This is a genomic window from Paenibacillus sp. UNC217MF, assembly GCF_000686865.1.
Lineage (GTDB): Bacteria > Bacillota > Bacilli > Paenibacillales > Paenibacillaceae > Paenibacillus_B > Paenibacillus_B suaedae.
In genome coordinates this window covers 151806-173839 of record NZ_JMLT01000009.1, presented here as the reverse complement: position 1 = coordinate 173839, position 22034 = coordinate 151806, and the positions used below count along the sequence as shown (strand labels likewise).

18 protein-coding genes and 3 tRNA genes are annotated in these 22034 nt (G+C 46.3%); 7 read left to right on the top strand and 14 right to left on the bottom strand.

The features are described 5' to 3' along the window. Positions 1 to 48: 48 nt before the first annotated feature. Positions 49 to 1221 (bottom strand): nucleotide-binding protein, encoded by a 1173-nt coding sequence (locus tag BP95_RS0106425; protein ID WP_231515057.1) that lies wholly within the window; start codon positions 1219 to 1221, stop codon positions 49 to 51. Positions 1222 to 1581: 360 nt separating this feature from the next. On the opposite strand from BP95_RS0106425, the gene BP95_RS0106420 reads away from it, so the two are divergent. Further along, positions 1582 to 2391: a DUF4097 family beta strand repeat-containing protein gene (locus tag BP95_RS0106420; RefSeq protein WP_036666793.1), complete on the top strand. Its 810-nt coding sequence runs from the start codon at positions 1582 to 1584 to the stop codon at positions 2389 to 2391. A 114-nt stretch (positions 2392 to 2505) separates the two neighbouring features. On the opposite strand, the gene BP95_RS0106415 is transcribed toward BP95_RS0106420, so the two are convergent. From BP95_RS0106415 to BP95_RS0106375, 9 genes are all read right to left on the bottom strand, one after another. Further along, complete coding sequence (locus BP95_RS0106415) at positions 2506 to 4629, bottom strand: methyl-accepting chemotaxis protein (protein ID WP_021256391.1); 2124 nt, start codon at positions 4627 to 4629, stop codon at positions 2506 to 2508. A gap of 149 nt (positions 4630 to 4778) precedes the next feature. Further along, complete coding sequence (locus BP95_RS0106410; protein ID WP_021256392.1) at positions 4779 to 5060, bottom strand: hypothetical protein; 282 nt, start codon at positions 5058 to 5060, stop codon at positions 4779 to 4781. 373 nt (positions 5061 to 5433) lie between these two features. After that, positions 5434 to 6228, bottom strand: coding sequence for an alpha/beta hydrolase family protein (locus BP95_RS0106405; RefSeq protein ID WP_021256393.1), 795 nt, complete (start codon positions 6226 to 6228; stop codon positions 5434 to 5436). Positions 6229 to 6315: 87 nt separating this feature from the next. After that, complete coding sequence (locus tag BP95_RS29780) at positions 6316 to 7923, bottom strand: potassium/proton antiporter (RefSeq protein WP_231515056.1); 1608 nt, start codon at positions 7921 to 7923, stop codon at positions 6316 to 6318. A 194-nt stretch (positions 7924 to 8117) separates the two neighbouring features. Next, positions 8118 to 9095 carry an AraC family transcriptional regulator gene (locus tag BP95_RS0106395; RefSeq protein ID WP_051614014.1) on the bottom strand — a complete coding sequence of 326 codons (978 nt, stop codon included), beginning with the start codon at positions 9093 to 9095 and terminating at the stop codon, positions 8118 to 8120. Positions 9096 to 9296: 201 nt separating this feature from the next. Next, positions 9297 to 9941, bottom strand: a complete 645-nt coding sequence (locus BP95_RS0106390; RefSeq protein ID WP_028531682.1) for an SGNH/GDSL hydrolase family protein — start codon at positions 9939 to 9941, stop codon at positions 9297 to 9299. 133 nt (positions 9942 to 10074) lie between these two features. After that, entirely contained in the window at positions 10075 to 11991 is a 1917-nt protein-coding gene (locus tag BP95_RS0106385) for a heavy metal translocating P-type ATPase (protein ID WP_021256396.1), read from the bottom strand. Between the two features lie 247 nt (positions 11992 to 12238). Next, positions 12239 to 13597, bottom strand: a complete 1359-nt coding sequence (locus tag BP95_RS0106380; protein WP_028531681.1) for a DUF4097 family beta strand repeat-containing protein — start codon at positions 13595 to 13597, stop codon at positions 12239 to 12241. After that, positions 13594 to 13914 carry a PadR family transcriptional regulator gene (locus tag BP95_RS0106375; protein WP_021256398.1) on the bottom strand — a complete coding sequence of 107 codons (321 nt, stop codon included), beginning with the start codon at positions 13912 to 13914 and terminating at the stop codon, positions 13594 to 13596. The genes BP95_RS0106380 and BP95_RS0106375 overlap by 4 nt, the downstream gene beginning before the upstream one ends. A gap of 396 nt (positions 13915 to 14310) precedes the next feature. Here BP95_RS0106375 and BP95_RS0106370 point away from each other — a divergent pair, with 396 nt between their 5' ends. From BP95_RS0106370 to BP95_RS0106345, 6 genes are all read left to right on the top strand, one after another. Beyond that, on the top strand, positions 14311 to 15645 hold the full coding sequence (locus BP95_RS0106370; RefSeq protein WP_021256399.1) for an ABC transporter substrate-binding protein: 1335 nt from the start codon (positions 14311 to 14313) through the stop codon (positions 15643 to 15645). Between the two features lie 136 nt (positions 15646 to 15781). Continuing rightward, entirely contained in the window at positions 15782 to 16729 is a 948-nt protein-coding gene (locus tag BP95_RS0106365; protein WP_021256400.1) for a carbohydrate ABC transporter permease, read from the top strand. A gap of 9 nt (positions 16730 to 16738) precedes the next feature. After that, on the top strand, positions 16739 to 17569 hold the full coding sequence (locus BP95_RS0106360) for a carbohydrate ABC transporter permease (RefSeq protein WP_028531680.1): 831 nt from the start codon (positions 16739 to 16741) through the stop codon (positions 17567 to 17569). Positions 17570 to 17633: 64 nt separating this feature from the next. Further along, positions 17634 to 18812 carry a hypothetical protein gene (locus BP95_RS0106355; RefSeq protein WP_028531679.1) on the top strand — a complete coding sequence of 393 codons (1179 nt, stop codon included), beginning with the start codon at positions 17634 to 17636 and terminating at the stop codon, positions 18810 to 18812. A 96-nt stretch (positions 18813 to 18908) separates the two neighbouring features. Then, positions 18909 to 19127 carry a hypothetical protein gene (locus tag BP95_RS0106350; protein ID WP_021256403.1) on the top strand — a complete coding sequence of 73 codons (219 nt, stop codon included), beginning with the start codon at positions 18909 to 18911 and terminating at the stop codon, positions 19125 to 19127. Positions 19128 to 19217: 90 nt separating this feature from the next. Beyond that, complete coding sequence (locus BP95_RS0106345; RefSeq protein ID WP_021256404.1) at positions 19218 to 20087, top strand: polysaccharide deacetylase family protein; 870 nt, start codon at positions 19218 to 19220, stop codon at positions 20085 to 20087. 197 nt (positions 20088 to 20284) lie between these two features. On the opposite strand, the gene BP95_RS0106340 is transcribed toward BP95_RS0106345, so the two are convergent. From BP95_RS0106340 to BP95_RS0106325, 4 genes are all read right to left on the bottom strand, one after another. After that, on the bottom strand, positions 20285 to 21076 hold the full coding sequence (locus BP95_RS0106340; protein ID WP_021256405.1) for a BclA C-terminal domain-containing protein: 792 nt from the start codon (positions 21074 to 21076) through the stop codon (positions 20285 to 20287). 436 nt (positions 21077 to 21512) lie between these two features. Then, positions 21513 to 21598, bottom strand: a tRNA-Leu gene (locus tag BP95_RS0106335). Between the two features lie 49 nt (positions 21599 to 21647). Then, positions 21648 to 21723 (bottom strand) — tRNA-Lys (locus BP95_RS0106330). 50 nt (positions 21724 to 21773) lie between these two features. Further along, positions 21774 to 21848 (bottom strand) — tRNA-Glu (locus BP95_RS0106325). Positions 21849 to 22034: the final 186 nt, after the last annotated feature.

Below are 22034 nucleotides of genomic sequence, written 5' to 3'. Positions count from 1 at the left end.
AAGGCTTCAGCTGGAACCCCTCGTCCTCATGTACCATCGACTCACCCCTTACCGCGCTCCGCTGAATAATCCCAACTCTGAACCTGCCCATTCCTCCAAGGTTGAGCGGAATACACTCGATTGAAGCCATTGATCAAATCGATAAATTTGCTTCCAGGCCGGTATGTAAGGCAGATATCCTGAGATCGGAGCATCACGCTGCTGCCATGAATTGAGCATCGTCCCCATATAACGATTCACACCCATCCGAATGAGCTTGCTTCGATGACGCACAACAGACTCTTCCGCAAGCGCCCACTGCTGCAGCAACAGCTTCGTCTTCTGTATATAGGCCATATCATCTAGGAGCAGCCACATTACCTGATCTGCCACATCCCATACCGCTTCGAATGGAGAGTGAAAATGCGCGCCCTCCACAATAATCAAGTCGTACTGCCCACTGCTCCGAAGCGTATTCAACAATAATCGCAGCATACTGGCATCCATCCACTTCCATTCCTCTGCTAACTGCTTCGGATGGAGCATTCGCGCTCCTATTGCAGGAACACTCAGCATATATGGCTCTAAGGACAGCAGCTCACTCCCCGGCCCTCCCTGAGCCTTCTTCAAGTAGTAAAATAATTGTGCTAAGTTGCTCTGATTTTCGTTCTGTTCGATCGCTTCTTGTAGCAGCAAACTGTATTCTTGGATCGGATCTACATTCAGAAGGAAGGGTCGAAGACCTGATTGAGCAGCCGCAGCTGATAAATGAAATGCCGTTGTTGACTTCCCTGCTCCGCCTGAGGTTGAAGTAATGCCAACGATACGGCACGCTGTGTTGCTCCGCTTGTCCCCTTCGGAGGCATTTTCCGATTCACAATATTCAATGATGGATTGGAACAGTTGCGGAATGGGCTGATATGGATTCTCTATCCTACAAGGGAAGTCGGCCCCTGTCAGTTGTTCAGACTTCTCTGCGGATAATGCGATCACGATTATTCCTCTCACATCGGATGAAGAGAGTGTCCCAAGCAGCTCAGGTGCCGCGACTAGAACATGTATGCCTGGCTTCAAACGCAAATAGTGACCAAGCGTATCCGCCTGAGTAAATACACGAAGGTGAAGCTTCTCAGCATAGGTCGATTGCTTCCAATAATCCGTGTATCCGTCTAAAATGCGCTTCTGCGGATGTGCCACTACAATATCCCATCTGTTAATCCCACTCCCCCCTTTCAACTTCACGGATTAGAACGCCCCGCAATTCAATATGGACATAAAAAAACACCGCCATTAAACGGGCATCAATATTGATGCTTCGTTTCATGACGGTGCTTCCGTACATTATTGTGTGAAGTTATTTCAACAGTATCATAATACCATCCAATTTTCAACATATTTTTCCTAATTAAATCGTTACAACCAATCTCCGGTCATTGTCAAATATGTCGATACAAGTCTAGCCTCTCCATTCTAGACATAAGTCTAGGACGTGAACAGACCGAAGTCCGTTACCAAATGTTCCTTAATCAGGTAACATGAAGCATGTCTTGTTTACATAGTTCCCACTTGTAATTACACTACGATTTGAAAGGAAGACGAACAATGAGATACACCAAATTTGCATGTATTCTCTTATCCACAGCAAGTATAAGTTTGGCAGGGTGTGCTTCGGATCATGCAACCACAGGAGCATCGAATACAAGCGTCACAGAAGTATCTTCTTCAGCTATATCTGAAAAAGGTTCAACTGCATTGAGCAAAATATCAACTAGCAATCCAAAGAAAAAACAATTTGATGTTAACCAAATACATACGATCCGTATTCTAAGTACAGCTGCCCACATTACCGTTATCGGAGATCATCAATTAAGTCAAGCACAATATGAGCTAATAGATGGAACATCCAGGTCAATGGAGACAGATGTGAGCGGCACAATAAACGATAATACGCTGACGATTAAATTGCATTCTAAACAAAAAAGTTTCATAAATACAGATTCTCCGCCATCACTAATTGTCCGAGTTCCAGTCAAGGATTACGACACTTTAGAGATTAACAATGATTTTGGAAAACTCTCACTTGAATCCGAGTCTGGGCTGTATCCTAGCCATCTAGTTGTCAACGGCAGTGCGAGCGATATTTCATCCTCCAATGTAATGGGAATGGAGAGCACTAAGCTTCATACTGAGTTTGGCAAGATAACATTTGATTTGCCGGAGAAGCTGGAGTCACTGGCTGTAGAGCTGTCCACTAATATGGGAAGTATCACTAATAATGTCGAGTTGGACGGGGCAAGTACATCCAATATGATCGTATCGAAGAAAGTTAAAGGCCATATTGGGGCAGCCAATACGAAGAGCCCATCTTTATTGATTTCTACTCAGGTAGGCGAAATCGAATTAAATCGTTAAATCAGAAAATCAAGAAAAATAGCTGCTGCCATTCTACTATATAGATGGTTTAAAGTCGCCGATCATACAGGAGCCCGTATCTCTCGTTGGAGATACGGGCTTTCTCTATCGGTACTAATATTTGAATTGAGATAAGGTTTCCTTCAGATTCGAGGATACATCTTCAAGCTGCTGAGACAGCTCGACTAAGCGGTTCGATACATTCAACTGTTCCGTGCTTAACGATGCAACCTCTTCGGAAGTAGCAGATGCCTCTTCCGCAACCGCACTTACATTGCTCATCGCTTCTACCAGAATGGACTGTGCCTCATTTAGACGCCCAATGGAGCCTGTCACATTTCCAAGCTGCTGAATCATGCCATCCATCTGCTGCTGTACCGTTGAGAAGATGACATCTGTCTCCTGCACAGCTTCCGCTTGTTTCTGGAAGAGAGGGAATGCTTCTGACAACGCTGTTACGGTCTCCGTAATCTCTAGCTGAATCTTCTCAGTAATTTGCCCCACAATATCGATGGACTGTCTTGATTGATCAGCAAGGTTCCGAATTTCATCTGCAACGACCATGAAGCCCTTGCCTGCAGTTCCTGCACGCGCAGCCTCAATGGTTGCATTGAGGGACAGAATATTCGTTTGCTTCGTCATGTTATGAAGGACATCCAAAATTTTGCGAATCGATTGTGTACTGTCACTCAGTGTATTGACCTTCGTCGCAAGCGAGCGCATCATATCACCGGTGGAAGTCGTGCGACTCATTAAGGAAGTCATGTTCGATGCACCAAGTGTGCTCGATTCGGCAACCGCCTGAACCGAATGATCCATTTGTCCGTTGGCATCTATGACCTTCGACATTTGCGAAGCCATGCTGTGCGTGAGATCGTGACCTCGCTCAGCCTCTACCGCCAGCGAAGTGGCTCCCTTCGCAATTTCCTCTGTGGCAATCGCAATTTCCTTCGCAGAAATTGCAGTACTGCGTGAAGCTTCAGACAAGTAAGAAGCTGTATCTAAGACGGCACGAGCGCTTGCATCTGTGCTCTTCACGAGATTCGTAATCTGTTCCATCATCGTATTGAATCCATTCGCAAGCTGGCCAATCTCATCCTTAGACTTAGGAACTGCACGTACTGCCAGATTGCCCTGTGCACCCTCATTCATGAGATTCCGCAGCTTCACGAGTGGAGTCGCTACCCATTGAATCACCAACCAGCCGATTACGACTGCGATGACAGCAGCAGCCAGCATAGAGATGAATGTAAGTGTCAAGATGGACTTGGCTTCCTTCACCAGTTCAGCTACAGGAACTGCTCCAACTAGCAGCCATCGGCTCGATGGCATCTGATCATAGACCAGGAGCATCTCGCCATCGGAATCAGAGCTTATCTTCCCGCTTCCGCTAATCGCACTAGTATTGCCCTCCTCAACTTCCGGCAGAAGCCACTTCGGAGCTTCTTTGGTCAACTTCCCATCTTCCTCGGTATAAATAAAATGACCCGCACGATTCACCACTTGAACGGTAGATCCCTCACCTAGATTAATCCCATCGAGCGACTTCTGGAAAGTAGCCAGTCTAATTTCCATTAGAACGATGTATTCAGCCATCCCAGAATTCAAATCACGCATTGGTCTTGCAATACCGAATGTAGGCTCCGGCGCCTTATCAACACCTTTCGGCATTGTATCTACCCAAATGGATTGTCCATTGCTCTTCGTTGCTTCTTCAAACCATGGTTGCTTGCGCAAATCGTCCAGCTTACTCCGAATGCCAAGTGCAGCCATCGTATTGCGCTTGGGATCAATTGGGATCAAATAAATGTTCTCAATTAATGGATTGCCAACACTGTAGGTTTGAAGCGTTTTCGTAATCGCTTCCGTAGATTGAATCTTTTCATAAGCGCTAAGCTGATTGTCCTTCAAGGTTTTGAGCGAAGCAGTCAGGTTTGGATCGAACATAATCTGCATCGTCATATTGTTGAACTGGGTCAGCTGAAGATCAATTTTTTGCGCTGCTTGGATCATAGTCTGATAATTGGACTTGGATGCTTGATCTTCAATTGCATTCTTGGAGAATAGATACGAAATCATGCCAACACTAAAAACGAACACAATAATGCTGATTACAAATACAAGAAATAACTTCGTTCCCACGGAACGAGATGGATTCTGAAATACGGATGAAACGAGTGATTTCCAATCCACTTTCCGTGATGTCGTCCCCTGTACTCTCTTAAGCCCCTTGAACAACCGATTCATCTCCTTATCGCTATAGGTACCTGTGCTGCTATTTAGAAAGCTCGTCCCCTTACGTGCGGCATCGTACCCGCTGCATAAAACACACCTAAGGGGAGAACTTAGCATCCAAATTCACAAACGCTGCTTCCTTCTCGTCTCTACTACAGTTCTAGATCAAAGCACTTCACTACATCCAATTTCGCCACCTGTACCTCACGGAAAAACTGGAAATCTGGATGCTCTTCCATCAACTTAGCGCGTGCATCTTCCTTCAACTGTTCTTCAGTCATTGGTTCTTCTGACCCAATTACTAATTGATCGAGACGTTCTTTCTCACGGTGATCAAAATCAACTGCTTCTGTCGTTACATCCACAATATGAACATAACGGTACGGACTGTAGCCAACATGCTTAAACTCTTCATTCAATTTCTCATACTTCATCTATTTGCCTTCACCTTTCTTCTCTTAACCTCGCTGTACTTTTACGCACTACTACTAATATCGGTTAATTAGTCCTATTTCACAATAGTATTATGAAACATTTTCCTCATTTTTTTATTATTCAAACTGTATGCTCTGCAGCAAAGCCTCTAGAAAGAACAAAACGCACCCGCTCGCAAGCAGATGCGTAAATGGCGCAAAGTGTCCCGCCCTACCTGGAGTTGGGGGGCAGATGGACGGGCACATTGCATGACGTATACGCCAATGCATAGACGCCATACCTGAATCTATTGTGCAGCATTGCTCATACCAATAAAAGGAGATAGATCACATCAATCACTTCTTTTTTCGTCCCCTACGACATAACTTTTTGCTACTTATCTGCTAAAAATTTCACAACCGCCTCACAGACTTTCTTCGAATGCTCAGACAACGAAAATACATGATCAGAACCATCAATCCACGTAATGTTAGCACGCCCATCCATCGCAGCTGCCAATCGATAAGAAATATAAGGGGGAACAGCGCCGTCAGCCGTCCCATGAACGAACAACGTTGGACAGTGGATACGAGATGCAGCAGCATACATATCATGCTGTGCCGTATCATCCAGCAATCCTTGGCCTACGATGAAGCCATTCATGTCCATACGCCCTTCTTCCAACAGCTGCTTGAATCGTGAACCGGCCGCCTCTCTAGCTACAATATCAAAGATATTGGCAGCAGGGCAAAGCCCCACTAAGCGATGCACCTCTTCTCCCAGCTGTGAAGCTGCCAGAAGCGATACCGCTCCCCCCATACTGAAGCCCAGTAAGCTGACACGATTCGAATCAATGCCTTCCATACAACGCACGGCTTGAAATACAGTTAATGCATCCGCCAGCTCAGTTGACAGCGTCATTTCTTCAAACGTTCCATCACTCTCACCGCTGCCTGCGAAGTCAAAGCGAATCGCGGCGACACCAGCCTGTGCCAACTGTTCACTAAGCCGTCGAAAGAAGCCTCTGCCCTCCAGCATATGCCCTGTAAATCCATGACTCATTACAACTGCTGCTACAGGTTGTTCCGTAACAGGCAGAGTAATCAAGCCACGCAACGTCTTATCATCCCGCTTCCATTCCATCGCAATTTTGCGAATTCGGTATGTGTGCTTCTCCAATCCTAGCATACGATTCCACTTCCCCCTTGAAAGTCATTGTATCGTACTAACTCATCATGGTGTGTTCATCATGGTGCCTTCCCCTGCATGAATACATTAGTCTTTTCCTTGCCACTTATTCTCCGCAACCGTACGTTCTGTCGAGCTCACTATCGGTTGATTCTCTGTGTCTGATTGGGTGTCTACAGTTGTCTGGTCTCGATCCGCGGCACTGCCACTTGTCACCGTACATTGACTATCTTGGATCTGCTCGGTGAACAATCTTCTTATTTCATCCCTTTGATTTTTGGCAACGAGTACATAAGCCACATCTCCTGCCAATAACTGCGTGGTTCCTTTGGGCGCAATCATCTCTTCCCCACGAATTATAGCTGTAATCAAGGTGTCATCCGGCAATCTTAATTGATGCAAGTAGCTGTTCTCTATACAAGCACCAGGCTCAATCGTTTTCTTCACCAAGTCCATGTTCGTCTTCCCGACCGACACCAGCTCAAGCGCATGTACCTGCTGCCCGCCTGGTTCGCCAGCCAATCCAAGCCGCTTCGCAAGCGGAGAAATGGTAGCCCCTTGAATAAGGGCAGACGTCAGAACAATAAAGAATACAATATTGAAGAACAATTGTCCATGCTCTAAGCCTGCAATCATAGGATATGTCGCCATAACAATAGGCACCGCACCTTTTAACCCTGCCCAAGCAATAAGCGTCTTCTCCTTACCTGTAAACTTACTATACATCAAGCTAATGAATACACCGAGCGGTCTTGCGACGAACATGAGAAGAATTGACAGCACCAGACCTTGCCATGTAATCTCTAGCAGTTGAAGCGGGAACACGAGAAGTCCAAGAAGGATGAACATCATGATCTGCATCAGCCAGGCGAAGCCCTCATTGAATCTTACAATCGTAAAACGATATTGCAAATCGGAATTGCCGATGACAAGTGCCATCACGTATACAGCTAAGAAGCCGCTGCCCTTCAGCAGACCAACACCGCTATAAGTTAGGATCGCGAATCCGATTGCAAGTATAGGGTACATGCCAGATGTATCAAGGGCAATTCGATTCAATACTTGAACGATGAACCAGCCTGCGAGCAGTCCTAAGCCAAGTCCAAGTCCCATTTGCCATACAAATGAGAACAGCATTTCCCATACGGAAAGATCCGGAATCTGAATCCATTCAATGAATGATATCGTCAAGAAGACGGCCATCGGGTCATTCGTTCCTGATTCCGCCTCTAAGGTGGAGGTCAATCGCTTCTTCACATTCTGGCTTCCGAGAACTGCGAACACGGCTGCGGCATCCGTAGAGCCGACAATCGCACCGATCAGCATGCCCTCTTTCCAATCAATTCCTAAGATAAATACCGAACACACACCAAAAACCGTAGCAGTAATCATTACACCGATGGTTGCAAGCGATACAGATCCGCCAATGACAGGCCGAATGTCACGCCAGCTTGTCTGCATTCCTCCATCGAACAATATAATGATCAGAGCCAAAATCCCGAATAGCTGCGTTAACTTCGCATTATCGTAATAAATGAGAGGATTCAATGCCATCCCTACAATAATAAACAATACAAGTGAAGGCACATTGAATCGATTCGAGAATTTGGCACTAATCACTCCCGCTAGAAGTAAAGAACCAAATAAGAAAATAATCATATCCGTCGTCCACAAATTCGCATCATCCCTTTTCATCACTATATCGCATACAGTATCGTCCAGCACAATCAAGATGGAATATGGAGGATTGCGTTTACATACTGTACCTCCATTATACTGTATACCTACCGAATAAATAAGAATAACTTATGAACAGGCTGCGAAATATACAACCGGCAACAAGAACGTGTCGCCGGTTCCTGTATATGAATCATAAGTAATCGTTATATTTAGCGGCTCTTCTTGCGATAATGAGAAGGAGGGATTCCCGTCCACCGTTTGAACATCCTTGAAAAATGCGTTAAATCGCGAAATCCGACAGCCCGACATACCTCTGCTACTGTAGTATCTCTTGTCAGCAGCATCTCGCTTGCCTGACGCATGCGGAAATCATTCAAATATTCGTTAAATGACTTGCCTGTGTAGGATTTAAACACATCACAGAAATAGGTCTTGGATAGTGATGCAAGCCGGCAAATCTGCTCCAGACGAATATCCTCATGAAAATGCTTATGCACATAATCAAGAGAGACTTGAACAGCCTCTCGGTGCTTATTTATACGATCTTCCTCCTTCTTTACCTGCACGACTGTTCTCGTGTCATTGTCTTCACTTCCCCGGCTCAACAAAACGAGAAGCTTCAGCAAATTCGCCTTTAAAACAAGCCCGTAATGAGCTGTCTTCATCCGGAACTCCCTCTGCATCTCCTCCAGAATCGTCCTCACATGTCGTTCTTCTTCACCGGAGAGAGACATTAAAGTTGGCTTCCTTCCCCCTTCACTTAGCACAGGATGCAAATACTGATAGTCCATGAAATTACTCTGGAGCTCAGGCTGGGTAAAGCGCTCATTGATATAATAAGGTAAGAACTCGCAGCCAATGACTTCCGTCTGTCGTCCCGGAATCCATTCCACACCGTGTACCGCAAACGGAGGCACGATGCATACACTTCCCGCGAGCATTTTGTGACGTCTCCCGAGATAAGAATGCATGATCCCTCCCTTCACGACATACCAAATTTGAAAATAATCATGGGTATGCTCATGCAAATTGCCGTGAGTGTGGTCGATCCGATACAATTTGCAAGGGAGAGCCTCTGGAAATTCAAACTTTGAGTGAAAAAATACGACACCCTTTGATGAGAACTCCTCAATGCTTCTGCCAATCCACATGTTTTTCATTGCGGGCTGACTACCTATTACAGACATCAATTCCCCTCCTATTCGCTAGAAATATCGAATTTGGAAAGCTCTCAATGTAAGCGTTTGCACGAACAGCGGTTTATCCCTCTTCTCAACAAGCATGTTTAACTATGTGGAAGTTTAAAGACTGTCTATGAGGGAAAATGCGACAGGAAGGCCCAGTGATCTTACCTGAAGAATCATGTAGGCTTCCTGTTGCCATGAGGATTACTCCGCAAAACATGCCTGATACAGAGCTTTGGCTAGAGCCATATGTCCAACCGCGCTCGGATGAACGCGATCCCATGCCAGTGTAGCCGGATAGAAATGCTCCAGCAGCTTATCCATGACCTGCTGTGTATCTACAAATAATGTACCATGCTCATTCGCGATCTCCTTAACAATTCGACCGTATTCATTCATCGTTCGGCGCATCGCATCTTCTTGGTTCGGTTCAATATAATAGGGTGTCATTAACGCAATCCAGCGTACATTCGGCTTGGATCGTTCAACGAGACGATTCAAGGTGTCATAATATTGATCTGAACCTACATGCTGCTCCGACACGAAGGGCATATCGTATTGACGCCAGACATCATTAATTCCAATACAAATAACAAGTCCGTCCGGCTCCAATTGTTCGACATCTGTCTCCCATCTACGCTCTAAATCAACCACTGTATTCCCACTAATGCCCATATTCACGATGCGAATTCCCATCTCAGGATGCTCCGTCTGAACTAGTGCATCGAACATGGATACGTATCCTTTGCCATTGGCTCCGAATAATCCTTCCCCATACGGTCTAGCCCGCTCACAATCCGTTATGGAATCTCCAATGATAACGATCTTATCCCCATGCTGCAGCATAATACAATGACCTCCCTACACATTATGGAAACAACATCCAAAACATAACCTCACTTAGGAGTTTTTTTCCACATACCTAATTCAATAGGGAGATCATCAATTCCTGCCCACTCGGGCAACCATTCAAATTTTTATGTTAGGATCGCAGTAGCCGAAGCCCATTCAGGATGACAAGAATCGTACTCCCCTCGTGTCCGACGACTCCAAGCGGGAGAGGAATCCCGAGTATGAAGTTAGTTGCAATTAACCCCGTAATGACCGCTACAGCGAATATGATGTTCTGCTTTACAATCGACTGTGTTCTTCTCCCCAGCACGATCGCATGCGCGATGTTGGCCAGATCATCGTTCATCAAGACAATGTCGGCGGTCTCCAAAGCTGCGTCACTGCCTGCCGCCCCCATAGCAATCCCGACAGTTGCACTGGCCAGTGCAGGCGCATCATTGACGCCATCGCCTACCATCGCCACCTGTCCATATTGCTCCTTAAGCTTCTTAATAATGTTGAGCTTATCTTCAGGCAGCAGTTCGGAGAACACCAAGTCAATTCCTGCTTGGGAAGCAATAGAACTTGCCGTCTGTCTCTGATCGCCTGTCAGCATGGCCACCTCTATGCCCTGCCGCTTCAGTTGCTTCACCATTTCAATCGCCTCTGGGCGAATGCGATCCTGGAGCGCGATCACACCGACAACACGCTCGGATCTCTCCACCACAATCACCGTCTTGCCTTTGCATTGCAAAGATTCGATCTGAGCGCGAATCATCTCATCCATCCCTTGCTCAGAGCAAATATATGACGGCTTGCCGATTCTCCATTGCTTCCCTTCCCATTCAGCTTCAATGCCCTGCCCGGCATGTGCTTGGAATTGAGTAGGGCGCAGCAAACGCTCAGTGGCTTCTGTATGCTCTTGGTTACGCTCTGCTTCAGCAACAATTGCCTTAGCGATCGGATGTGTGGACAGCTTCTCCAACGCTCCGGCAGCAGATAGAAGCTCCCGTTTATCCATTGATTCATACGGAATGACATCCGTAACCTCCAGCTTGCCGGAGGTGAGCGTTCCAGTCTTGTCAAAGGCAATTGCCTTTACGTGCGAGATAAGATCCAAATATGCGCCTCCCTTGAACAAAACGCCTTTTCGTGCGCTGTTCGAAATAGCAGACAGTGTTGCTGGCATGATAGAGGCAACCAATGCGCATGGTGAGGCCACAACGAGAAATACCATTGCCCGATAAAAGGCATCCGACCATGCTTCTTGCAGCAGCAGTGGGGGAAGAACTGCAAGCGCCAAGGTTGCAGCAATAATCACTCTTGCGTATATATGTTCGAATTTCTCAATCATCCGCTGCGACTTGGGCATCTCACTCTGAGCTTCTTGAACGAGGCGAATGATCTTCGCGAAGAGAGACGAGTCACTTGATCTCGATACAGTAACATACAAAGCCCCTTGCCCATTCACCGTTCCTGCGTATACGTCATCCCCCATGGCCTTATCTACAGGAATGCTCTCTCCTGTAATCGAGGATTGGTTGACAGAGGATTGGCCATCCTGAACCGTTCCATCTGCTGGTATACGCTCACCTGGCTTTACAAGCACAAGATCCCCTATTATCAACTGCTCTACAGGCAGTAACCATTCAATCCCATTTCGAATGACGAGCGCTTGCTCCGGCTTCAAATCCATCAGCGCAGAGATATCTCGCGAGCTGCGGTTCATCGTAAAGGTTTCAAGTGCGCCACTCAATGCAAAAATGAAAATGAGCACTGCGCCTTCAGACCAGTATCCAATCGAAGCAGCACCAAGTGCGGCAGCAATCATGAGTAGGTTAACATCCAAATCCTTGTCGCGAAGCAGCGTAACAATGCCTTCCTTCAGCTTAAGCCATCCTCCACACACGTAAGACAGTACATAGCACGCTACCGCCCATTGTTCAGCAAGCTGATTGCTGAACATGGCTAGCAGCAGAAACAGCAGGCTTCCAGCTGCTGCGCAGGATTCTTTATGTTCGCCAAGCCATTGCTTCCATGATGTTGTCATCGAAATTGTATTGTTCATTTCATTTCATCCTCTCTTCAAATGAAAATGACTATCGTTGTTAATCCCCTAAAAATGCATCATGCTGCTTCCGTGTTGGAAGCAGCATGTGTATTGAGAATGAGATTAATTTTCACTATGGTCATTTTTTTTGAATTGAGGCAACATTACTGTATTTATTATAATCAACAGTTCAAGAAATGTGAATAGAAATGTGAATATCTGCAAGCAGAAAAATAAACATTGAAATGAGGCGCACCTATATCTGTCAGGCTCTTGTCTCCCGAAGCTCGATATCGCCACTTACAGATGCAATCCGAACTACAGGTCCATCCACTCCAATACTTCCGCGGTAGTAATCCCGACGTTCCGTCTCTGTAAGTACTTGCGGAAGCTTCACGGACAAGTCTCCGTGATCTGCCATCGCCTCAATCTGAACATTCGCCGCCCACGAGGAGATTCGAACGTCGATATCCCCGGATTTACTTTCAATCACCGAAGGGCCAATATCACGACCCAATGTGCACTCCACGTCCCCGCTACTCGACTTCAACAGGAGTGCTCCGTTCAATTCGTCGATTTCAACTTCTCCAGAGTGGCTAACGATATCCATATTAGCTCGAATTCGCTCTGCTTCAATATCTCCTGAAGAAGAGGACAAGTACCAATTAAGTCCGACACCGTCGCTGAGACTAAGATCACCTGACGTGACTTCTGCACGCAGCTCTTCAGCATGAAGCTGATCAATTTCTACATCTCCGGATGATGTCCTAACTGCCATTGTATGCGTGTTAATGCGGCTGACGTCCACGTCACCTGAAGATGCCTCCATACTTATCCGTTCGGCCGAGCTATATTCCATACGGATATCTCCGGATTTGCTTATTATTCGTACATCCTGAAATGCCCCTTGCCGAATCACTCCATCTCCTGATGACAATTCCAATTGTAATTGGTCTGCACGAACATGCTGCATGTCAATATCTCCTGATTCAGACACCACTTGAATGTCTCCTTGGTAGCTGCTAGGTACACGGATATATAACTTCTGGTCGCCATACCGTAAATTGATAAAGGAGAAAAAGCGCTTCGCATTGTATCTCATTCGAGCCGATATTGTATACGTATCTCCGTCTATATAATCACGAATATCGAACTTCTCTGGCTCATCCGATTCGATGCGATAGCCGATCCGGTCTCCTTCATATGATTCAATGGCGACATCCACCTCACTAGTATGTATGCGGAGTGTGTGAATACATAAATTCGATTGACTGCGATCTTCTTGACTAAAGGAAGAAGCAGAGAATGTGTGAGACGATTCCTCAGCATGCGTTTCTTCACTTACTGAATATCCATCACTGCGTTCTCCTTCACCATTAGAGCGTGTATCCTCCTCAGTCTGTCCCTCTAGTGAAGCCTGCTGACGATGCTGTTCAAGAATTTCGTTTGCAATGGTCTGTACACTGCCCAGTGCATTTAGAATATCCTCTTCGGTCTTGCCAGTCTGCATCGCATCTTGGAAGTGAGCCTCAAAGTCCGTCATGATCTCCGCACGCTCCGCCGAAGGAATCTCCCCCAGCTCCCGTTCCAATCTTACGAGAAATTCTAACTTCTGCATGCTCATTTTGACATTACCTCCTTAATCATCTCATCTACACCTTTGGAGAATAGACTCCATTCCTTCAACATTTCATGCATGTAGGTCTTGCCCGTATCCGTCAGCTTGTAATACTTGCGCGGAGGCCCCTCTGGAGACTCCTTCAGATAAGTTGAAAAATACCCTTCCTGTGTCAATCTGCGAAGCAGTGGATACATCGTTCCCTCTGCGACCTGGAACTTCTCTGAGATGCGATGAACAAGCTCATACCCGTATCGATCTTGTTCATAGGTAAGTACAAGTACACACAGCTCCAGAACTCCCTTTTTAAATTGAACATTCACGACATCTCCACCACCTTCCCTTGTCATTGGTAATTTCCTACATTGTATCACTCACTACTGTGTATTGCAAGATACCTTTTCATACACAATCTACTAATAATTAAAGCGATTTAGCTTTAATAGAAATTTACGAAATCATGAGTTTCTATAGTAATGATTGAAAACGCATTCACATAAGATGAGATAAGCTTTTGCCACAAGGTTCCCATAAACAAGCAATGAAATTATTTACAATTCCTTATCTTCTGCTTAACGCTATGTTTAATATTGGCATTTACAATGAGGCATGTGCACAGATTCGACGAATTTCGCTAAAGATTTGGATTGGTTAGCTAAAGCTAACAAGATGTATCACTATGGGAACCTGTTATTTTAATTCTACTAAGGAGTGTAATTATGAAAGCAAAACGCTGGTTTACCCTGCTCACTGTCATCTCTCTACTATTTATATCCGTTATTGGTTGTTCGAGCGGTTCATCTTCTGGAGAAGGCCAAAGCAGTGAATCAGGTGCAAGCGCGCCTGCTGTGAAGGAGGAAGATAAGACACCTGTTAAAATTCAATATTGGCACTCCCATGCAGAAGCTCAGACTGAGGGCTTGAACTATATGATCGGGGAGTTCCAGAAGAAATATCCTTACATTACTGTTGAGCCTGTATACCAGGGCGGATATGAAGACTTACATAAGAAGCTGCTTGCGGCTGTAGCTGCCGGCGATGTTCCAGCGGTAACGAACGTTGAAGTATCTTCCTTGCCTATCTTCTCTCGTGATGGTATTTTCGAAGATTTGACACCTTATGTAGAGCGCGACAAGGTTGATACTTCCGACTTCTCAGAAGGCATGCTTAAGGCATATGCGTATGAAGGCCGTCAATTTGGATTCCCGCTAATCGTAAGTACGAGTGTTATGGTCTACAACAAAACATTGCTTGATAAGCTCGGCGTTCAGCCTCCGCAAACTTGGGCAGAAATCGAAGACTACAATAAGAAAGTTACAGAGAAGAAAGACGGAAAAACAGTTCGCTATGCATTTTCCGTTCCAGGCTGGGATAACTGGTACTACGATCCTTGGATGATTAACGGCGGCGGTTCTGTTCTGAACGAAGACATGACAAAAGCAGCAATCGATACACCTGAAAGCCTGCGCTACATCGAGAACTTCAAGCGTTGGGTTGATGAAGGCAACATGCACATCGGTTACGGCAAAGGTGCTTCTGGCACAATGCGTCAAATGTTCCTGGAAGGCAAAATTGGTATGGTTGAGCACACTTCCGCAATGATCAAAACATACGTGGAAAATGCGAAGTTCGAAGTTGGCGTTTCCTTCTTGCCGGGTGACAAAACACGCATCTCCAATATCGGCGGCGCTGGCATCGTCATGATGAAAGGTGCTAAGGACAATCAAAAAGAAGCAGCTTGGAAGTTCATTCAATTCATGACAGGCAAAGAGAACAATTTGAAGTGGGCAGAAAAAGTAGGCTACCTCCCTACACACAAGTCGGCCATCGATACAGAAGAAGGCAAAGCGTACATGCAGCGTTGGCCACAATACAAAGCCGTGCTTGACAACTTCGACCAAGTGCAAGCGCGCATGCAGCATCCATTGTACCCTGAGTTCAGCAACCTCTACATCGAAGCAATGGGCAAGATGGTTCTTGAAAAAGGCGACCCAGTGAAATTGATGAAGGAAGCAGCTGTGGAAATTAACAAGGTACTCGAAGATAGCAACTAGATAGCAACTAACAATTGCGTGTGTACATCTGTGGTCAAGCAAGGTCGTCTCCCCTATATACCACACGGGAACAGGGCATGCGGCTTTGGCTTGACCTTTCTTTATCATTGTTCTAAAGGAGAGGGCGATTAAACAGATGAATGGTAATTCCGGAATTTCGAATGATACGCCGGCAGAAGCTGTGAAGTACAAGCGGCCTTGGTCATGGTACCGCTTCTCCGAGAAGTTGAAGGATTTCAGCTTCGCGCTGCCGGCACTGTTGTTCCTGCTTATTTTTACGTATGTTCCACTGGTATTCTCGATCTTCATTAGTACAACGAACTGGAATATGTCGCGGCCAGTGATGAAATTTATCGGGGCGGATAACTATACGAAGCTGTTATCCAGTGAAGACTTCTGGAAGGTACTTACGATTACGTTCAAATACACGATTTTCGACGTGTTCTTTACGATTGTTATTGGGCTTCTACTCGCACTTTTGTTCAACTCTAAATCCAAGTTTTATAATTTCTTGCGTTCGATCATCTTCATGCCATACTACATCTCTATGGTCGTCGCAGCCATGATTTTCTTGTGGATATTTAACGGTGAATACGGCCTTGCCAACTACCTATTGGACTTGGCAGGATTCGATAAGATCAACTGGATGACGAATCCGAACACGGCGCTCGGCGCTCTTATTACGGTATCCCTATGGAAAGGCGTCGGCTTCGCAATGCTGCTGTTCATTGCCGGCTTGCGCAGCATCCCAGTTGAATACTATGAGGCTTCTAGCATCGATGGCGCTTCTCGCTGGAACCAATTCTGCAATATTACGATCCCATTACTGTCTCCAATGACGTTGTTCCTTGTCATTACAAACTTCATCGGATCGATGCAAGTATTCCAGTCGATCAATATTATGACGAACGGCGGACCGCTGAATGCAACGAAGGCGATGGTGTTCTGGATCTATCAGATGGCCTTTTCCGAGTTCCGGACAGGCCGCGCATCTGCACTGGTCGTTATTTTCTTCATCATTATTATCGCCTTAACCGTAATCCAGCTGTGGATTTCGAAAAAAAGAGTTCATTACGAAGGGTAGGCTTAGCGGATGTCAAAATCCTTATTTTCATCCATCCGGTTGGCAGCAGCCATCCTCATTACATTAGTGATGTTCTTTCCAACCTATTGGCTCGTTGTCACTTCTTTAAAAACACCGTTCGAGCTGCGGCTCGCGATTCCGTCCTTCTGGCCTGAATCGTTCCGCTTTCAGAACTATATTGATGCATTTCAGGCTTCTCCGTTCGGTCGTTATTTCTTCAATACAGCCGTGCAGACGCTTGGGATTATGATTCTGCAGATTAATGTTGCCATCTGGGCTGCCTTCGCCTTCGCGAAGGGAAATTTCTGGGGACGCGATAAATGGTTCGTTCTCGTGCTTGCTGCGTTGATCGTTCCGGAACAAGTAACCTTCGTTCCTGTATATGTGATGATGTCCAAGATTGGCTGGCTCAACACTTTCTTGGCATTGATCGTTCCGCATGGTGCGTCTGCTTACGGCATCTTCCTGCTTCGTCAAGCTTTCAAGTCGCTTAACAATGATGTGCTGGAGGCTGCTCGAGTCGACGGTGCTGGCCGGTTCCATCAGCTGTATCGCATTCTCGTTCCGATGGCGATGCCGACGATTGCGACACTGATCGTGCTCACCTTTATCGGCAGCTGGAACTCGTACTTCTGGCCGCTTATTATGACGAACTCGGACAGCATGCGTGTGCTGACGGTTGCGGTTGCGATGATGCGCGATGCAGTAGCAGGCGACGAAGCACTTACCTTCCATTTGCTTAGCGCTGCAAGTGTGATGGTTATTCTGCCGATTGTCATTGTGTTTGCTTTTGCACAGAAGCATATCGTCTCAGCACTCGCGAATTCAACTTTTAAATAATAAGACAACTGCATGCAGCTGCTCTTATCTATGTACCATCTCATCTACTTAAGGAGGCTATGTAATGAAATCTCAGTCTACTTCTTCACGTAGTCGTAAAGGTGTTCAAGCACTGCTGCTCTCCTCTATTCTCTTGTCATCTGCCGTTGCCTGTGCCAATGGTGAAGAAGTGCCGGCGGGCTTCAATCAAGCTGCTGCACCAGTCACACAAGGATCCAACACAACTCCAAGTGCGGCTGCGGCAGTGGCTGCTGGCAAACTGACACAACAAGAGGTGAATCCGAAGCTTCGCATTGACAAGAACGAGTTCAAGCTGCTGCTCAACATTGCACAGGATGGACCTATTATTCCTGGTCTGCACGAGCTTGTTATCCCGCAGGGCCTTGCCTACTCCGCGGAACAGGGATGGCTTGTTATGTCAGGCTACCGTGATGTCGGTGTCAGCGTTATCGCGATTATGGATGCCAAAACCGGTCAGCTGCTGAAATCCTTCGAGCTGTATGATGCTGTAGGAGATCCATATACGGGTCACGCCGGCGGCGTTGCCATCACAAATGGTTATGTGTTCGTTGCTTCCGGCAGCAAGGCCAGATATGTATCCATCGATAAGATGAAGCAGACAGAAGATGGCGGACAGCTTATTTTCGACGGACAATTCAAGGTCAATACGAACGCATCCTTCATTGCCTTCGAGAACGGAAAACTATGGGTTGGCGAATTTGCGCACGGCACAAGCTATCCAACAGATACCTCCCATCATATGACCAACCGTGATGGCGACCAATATCGCGCTTGGATTGAGGGATTCTCGGTAAATCCGAATACAGGATTGCCTATGCAACTAAAAAATTCCGGCGACAAGCTGGTACCTGAGCAGCTCCTCTCGATTCCGAATCGAATTCAAGGCGTATCGTTCTGGAATGGCCACTGGGTATTGAGTGATTCCTATGGTCGTAACAGCAATAGCACGATGCTGTTCTTCACCGATCCTCGTGGGCAAGCGCCTCACCAGAAGGTAACGATTAGCAACAAGGAAGTTCCGCTATGGTTCTTGGATAACGCTGAGCTTAAGCTGAAGCTTGACGGACCTCCAATGGCTGAAGAAATAACTGTTGCTGATGATTCCTTATATATCAATTATGAGTCTGCCTCTGAAGGGATTGCGATGACAGGAAGTTATGCAATGGATCGCATGCACATCCTGGATATGAAGCAAGTCGAGCAAATGTGGAAAAACAAATAAGCGCCATCCCGCAGAGCCGTCATGTGACGGCTCTTTCTTTTTGCCTTATAATGAGTAGATAGGAAATGTACGCTATAGAATAGGAGTCATATGATGATGAATGAACAGCAATGGCAGGATTTGCAGCATAGAGCTGCAGCACTTATTGAAGCCCATAACAAGGACTGCTCACCTTTGATCAAAGAGATGGTTGAAGAAATTAAGGAACTTCAAGCAGAGAATGAGCGCCTGCGCAAAGCACTGAGTTCCGCAAGGAAACAAAATGGTGGTCACAGCCAGATGTCTACCAAATTAAGGGATGCGCTATACGAATAAAATCCGTGTCGTATGGATAATTTACGACCTTCCTCCGAACCCTATGTACAATACTTAATTTGATGAGCATCGGTTCAGGAGGTTCCGCCAATGATTACACGACCAATTCTGCTCGGATTATGTACCATGCTAAGCATATATGCATCGGGTTGCAGCACGACAAGCACGTCCCCTCAGTCCCCTTCCGCCCAAAAATCGCATGAAGGATATTCGATTCAACAACGGCAAGCACGTGTCGCGACGAAGGAAGCTCCTTCCTTCGTCGGCGGCAATGAGAGCGATGTACGGAGCCCTAAGCCGCTCACCTTATCTGAACTGCGCAGGAAATACCGCTCCCACTTCATCATGCAGGGCCCATCTGACGAAAAGAGGGTTGCCCTGACATTCGATGATGTTCCCGACAACCACTTTACCCCGCAGGTTCTTGATGTGTTGCGTAACTATGGGGTTAAGGCAACATTCTTCGTTGTCGGCAATCGGGCGGAGAAATATCCAGAGATCATGATGCGCATCCTAGAAGAAGGCCATATCGTCGGCAATCATTCCTATGATCATGCGAATCTGCCGAAGCTCACTAATGAGGCCTTCCATAATGAGATTCTTCGCACACAGAATATTCTGCGAGCTGCTACGGGACGTACGATCAACTTCATTCGACCGCCTTACGGCAATATAAGTGAAGAGCAAATTAAATGGCTTGCCTCACAACACATGCTGATCGTGAACTGGAATGTTGATTCCCTAGATTGGAAAGGGCTCACCGCAGAGCAAATTGAAGCCAACATTATGTCTCACCTGACTCCTGGTGCTATCGTGCTCCAGCATGCTGCCGGCGGTAAAAATCATGACTTAAACGGTACCGTCAAGGCGCTCCCTCACATCATTGAGGAGCTAAATCGACAAGGCATTGAGATGGTGACGTTAGATAAGCTGCTAGGCAAGCCGACATATCGGGAATAGCCCGTAAAGACGTCTAGCAACCGGTACAGAAATGCCTGTCGTGTAATTCGTCCTATTACGGATAAGAACAAGAATGGATTTCAGTGGTGCGAAGACTCATCACAGGAATAACGCAAAAGGAGCCGTGAGATCCTCCTCAACGGCTCTTTTCGTAGTCAGATTGCATAGCGATTACCGCTCCATTTCTAGTTGCATTTCTAGCCTAAGTGAATGATGGTTAGAGCAGCACCAGCAGCATTATTAATAAGCGTAGCTGTTCCTAGAAGTCCGAACAATTGGAGCGATATTGTCGTGTTCGCAGCCAAGGTAAGAATGACGTCATTGTTAAAGGTAGATAACGTAAGAACGGGTGTTATCGTAGAGGCTACGTTCGCTGCACCGTTGATAAGCAGTCTAGATCCCAGCAACAAGCCCGCGGTTAAGTTGAGCTGATACGAGATGTAATATCTTCCCGCCGTAGTTACGGTAAAAGTATCGTTTGAGCCATTCACGCTTATTCCAGATCCAATGTTCTGGGCGCTTGGGAGTGGAACGAGCGTACCTAGCAAGACGACCGCGATCGATGCTCCGGTAGTATTGGCAGCATACGAGGATGTCGCGGTAATGCTCGTCCCTGTTGCTCCCGTTGCCCCGGTGGCTCCGGTAGAGCCAGTAATCCCCGTTGCACCCGTAGAACCCGTTACACCTGTCGATCCCGTTGCGCCAGTTACCCCAGTCGAACCTATTCCAGTCGATCCGGTTATACCTGTCGTTCCAGTAGCTCCCGTTACCCCCGTTGCACCTGTTGAGCCTGTAGTTCCTGTTAACCCTGTGATTCCGGTAGAGCCTGTGCTCCCTGTGACGCCGTTCTGACCATTTGATCCGGTTGAACCCGTTGCTCCTGTAGCACCTGTTCCTCCCTTAGGCAACACAGGTACGATGATCCCGGATGCCTTTGCAAGCCATGATGAAAATGGATGAACGTTTAGAAAACGATAATGATTGTCCATAAACAAACTCCTTTTCGAACCGCCATCAGCTTATCATTTCTCAAGAGAGTTACTCTATTAGTTCGTACATATTCCATAGTATTGAAGTTTCTCTCAATATGACTTGGCTTATATCCAAAACAAATAGATTTACACTCTCATTACTTGTAGTCGTCCCTCTCCATCACTTCAGTTAACTTACTATCAACCTCGGCATTTTCAATAGTCCGATCGATCAGCGTTCACCATAACATAAATAAGAGCCGCGAGATTCTATTTTCTCAACGACTCTTATGGTAAAGAGATTTATTCGCTTATATACACATCTAGTAGTTTTAGGCATTTATCATGGCTCTCGTCCCTAAACCAAAAATAACGCATGTAATGAAACGTCAGCCGAACATGATTGAAACACTAAAAAACTCCTTGCTGCGCAAGGAGTTGTCATTAGTTAATTTGGTGCGGTAGAGAGGACTCGAACCTCCACGGGCGTACGCCCACTACCCCCTCAAGATAGCGTGTCTGCCATTCCACCACTACCGCACGTATTTTGGGAAGGATGTCTATTGACATCTCAACCGAGGAATAAAACTGGTGAGCCATGAAGGACTCGAACCTTCGACACCCTGATTAAAAGTCAGGTGCTCTACCAACTGAGCTAATGGCTCATGGTGCAAGAACATTGCTGTTCGCCATGTCACTCCAACAAGGATTGAAGTGGTGACCCGTAGGGGATTCGAACCCCTGTTACCTCCGTGAAAGGGAGGTGTCTTAACCCCTTGACCAACGGGCCATATCGTTGTCGTTTCTTACTTCTTTCTCATCACCTCTCGGCGACAATTAAGAGTATATCAAACGATACGACCGTTGACAAGCCTTTTTTTAAAAAACTTTTTTACCATATTTATGAACCGTTTTTTCCTTATCCGACAGCTATTCTCTACAACCTATTCGATACGATTTATTGCTCTTATAATAT

What these genes read in the sequence shown, in the direction of transcription:
- BP95_RS0106350 (WP_021256403.1), top strand. Translation starts at nt 18,909, where the DNA reads ATGAATGAACAGCAATGGCAGGATTTGCAGCATAGAGCTGCAGCACTT.
- BP95_RS0106420 (WP_036666793.1), top strand. Translation starts at nt 1,582, where the DNA reads ATGAGATACACCAAATTTGCATGTATTCTCTTATCCACAGCAAGTATA.
- BP95_RS0106360 (WP_028531680.1), top strand. Translation starts at nt 16,739, where the DNA reads ATGTCAAAATCCTTATTTTCATCCATCCGGTTGGCAGCAGCCATCCTC.
- BP95_RS0106355 (WP_028531679.1), top strand. Translation starts at nt 17,634, where the DNA reads ATGAAATCTCAGTCTACTTCTTCACGTAGTCGTAAAGGTGTTCAAGCA.
- BP95_RS0106380 (WP_028531681.1), bottom strand. Translation starts at nt 13,597, where the DNA reads ATGAGCATGCAGAAGTTAGAATTTCTCGTAAGATTGGAACGGGAGCTG.
- BP95_RS0106405 (WP_021256393.1), bottom strand. Translation starts at nt 6,228, where the DNA reads ATGCTAGGATTGGAGAAGCACACATACCGAATTCGCAAAATTGCGATG.
- BP95_RS29780 (WP_231515056.1), bottom strand. Translation starts at nt 7,923, where the DNA reads ATGAAAAGGGATGATGCGAATTTGTGGACGACGGATATGATTATTTTC.
- BP95_RS0106365 (WP_021256400.1), top strand. Translation starts at nt 15,782, where the DNA reads ATGAATGGTAATTCCGGAATTTCGAATGATACGCCGGCAGAAGCTGTG.
- BP95_RS0106345 (WP_021256404.1), top strand. Translation starts at nt 19,218, where the DNA reads ATGATTACACGACCAATTCTGCTCGGATTATGTACCATGCTAAGCATA.
- BP95_RS0106340 (WP_021256405.1), bottom strand. Translation starts at nt 21,076, where the DNA reads ATGGACAATCATTATCGTTTTCTAAACGTTCATCCATTTTCATCATGG.
- BP95_RS0106385 (WP_021256396.1), bottom strand. Translation starts at nt 11,991, where the DNA reads ATGAACAATACAATTTCGATGACAACATCATGGAAGCAATGGCTTGGC.
- BP95_RS0106410 (WP_021256392.1), bottom strand. Translation starts at nt 5,060, where the DNA reads ATGAAGTATGAGAAATTGAATGAAGAGTTTAAGCATGTTGGCTACAGT.
- BP95_RS0106370 (WP_021256399.1), top strand. Translation starts at nt 14,311, where the DNA reads ATGAAAGCAAAACGCTGGTTTACCCTGCTCACTGTCATCTCTCTACTA.
- BP95_RS0106395 (WP_051614014.1), bottom strand. Translation starts at nt 9,095, where the DNA reads ATGTCTGTAATAGGTAGTCAGCCCGCAATGAAAAACATGTGGATTGGC.